Origin of the sequence: Nitratidesulfovibrio liaohensis, from assembly GCF_011682075.1 — a bacterium.
Lineage (GTDB): Bacteria > Desulfobacterota > Desulfovibrionia > Desulfovibrionales > Desulfovibrionaceae > Cupidesulfovibrio > Cupidesulfovibrio liaohensis.
In genome coordinates, this window is record NZ_VSMK01000462.1 from 1 (window position 1) to 2,018 (window position 2,018).

General features: G+C 71.8%; 1 protein-coding gene. It reads right to left on the minus strand.

Features of this window, described 5'->3' with window-relative positions:
* The coding region (locus tag FVW27_RS14250) for a response regulator (protein WP_167126294.1) at positions 1-2,018 on the minus strand (2,018 nt) is incomplete at both ends.

Sequence of the window (2,018 nt, forward strand, 5' to 3'; positions counted from 1 at the left end):
GTCGGCGGGGGAAGATGGCTTGCGCACCGCAGCGCCCGCCCCTTCGGAATGCGCGTCTGCGCGCTCCTGCCGGGCGGTGGTTGCGGCAGCGCCCGCAACCGGTGGCTGGGCAGGGGCAGTCGCCACGGGCATGGGTTCGCCCACGGATTCCTCGAAATCGTCACCCCAAACCGTAGTGGAAGCAGCGGCGGTCGTGGCAGCAGCCGCGACCGTGGCAGCAGGTTCTTCCGCCATGATGGACGGGGTCAGGCTTGCAGAGTCCGGGGCTGCCGAGGGCGGAGTTGCCGGGGGCTGGCTTGGCGCGGTGGGGGCTTCGTCAACGGGTTCGGCATCCTCGGCGTCGGTGACGATGAGGTCCAGCAACGATCCGCCTTCGGGCAGCAAGCTGCCATCGTGCGATGCGCCGGTTGCCGGGGTGGCGCCGGATGCAGACGCCTGCGGTGCCACGGCGGGATCGGCATGCCCCACGGCAAAGATGTCCGCGCCGAACAGGTCGGGCAGTTCCTCGGCTTCGGCGTGGTCCTCGCCCGGGCTTGTCGCATCGGCCATGGCATGGGCGGCTTCGGGGCTGAGCGGAGCCAGTTCCTGCGCGCCCGTCGCCAGTGCCCCGGGCAGCACGGAGCCGGACACGGGGCGATCCCAGGGGTGCCACGCCGTGGGCTCGTCAGCTGCGGGCTCGGCAAGCGCGTCTCCGTCAGGCCTGGACTCTCCGTCCGGCAATTCCGGCAGTGCATCCATGATCGTATCATGGGGGCGGGCCGGGGTGTCGTCGGCATGCGCACCGTCCCACGTGGCCTCGGGTGCATCCCACGCCGGGGCCGCATCTCCGGCCAGCGAAAGCTCGTCTGTCCCGGCATTACCGGCCAGACCGCCATCGGCACCGTTCCCGGCAGCGGCCAGGAACAGGTCCGGCAGTTCCGCGAAATCCGGCGGCGCGGCGTGGGCGTCGTCGCCTTCTTCGCCGTACGGCAGTTCCGCTGCGCTGGCCCCGTATCCGGCGTAGCCCGTGTACTCGGGTTGCGGATCCGGCTCGGCATGGGGCGAGGCCAGCCGCTGCACGGCGGCGCGCAGGCCGCTGCGGGTCAGAGGCTTTTCCAGCGTTTCGGTGCACCCGGCGGCCAGCATGCGCTCGGCCTGCGCCTCGTGCGACACAAGGGCCAGCACCGGCACCGGGGGCAGGCCGTGCTCCTGCTCGAAGGCGCGGATGGACGCCAGGGCCGCCACGATGTCGTCCTCCGGCATGTCCCCGTCCATGATGACCAGGCCCGAGGGCGCGCGTCGGTACAGGATGCCCGCTTCGGTGGCGCCGCGCGCCTCCAGCGGTGCATGGGGCAGTCCTTCCAGGAAAAAGGCGAGCAACTGGCGGTTACTGGGCACGTCGTCGGCCACGATGACCTGCAACGGGCGGCGCGGGGCCACCGGCCCCAGATGCAGATGGTCCGCCGCCGTGACGGCATCCGGCGTGGGCCGGGCCACGCGCAGATCGTCGGTCAGGTCCACGCCCACGAAGGGGCGCGGCGCGGTGGCATCGCCGGAAAGGGCCACCAGCCGCGCGGTGAACGAAATGGTGGTGCCCTGTCCCCGTCCGCTTTCCACGGTCAGGGTGCCCCCGGCGGCGTCGGCCATTTCCCACGCCCGGGCCAGCGCGCTGACACTGCGCTTGTGCGGCGGCGCACCCGCCCCGGAATCGCTGACGGTGAACAGCAGATGCCCGGGGTCCGTGCTGTCGGGCACGCGGCGCACCGACATGTGCACCGAACCCTTGTCCGTGGAACGCACCGAACTTTCGGCCAGCAGGCGCAGCAGCTCGCCCAGTTGGCCCGCGTCCCCTTCGTACAGTTGCGAAAGATGCGGCGCCATGAACCATGAGATGGCCAGGCCCTTGCGCTCCGCGCGGTCGGCGACGGCGTCGTGGGCATCGCGCAGCATGCGTTGCAGGTCAAACACGGCCCGGCGTGGGGCGGTGCGCTGCGGCGCGGCCACCCGGCCAAGGTCCTCGGCAATGGCGGCCAACTGGC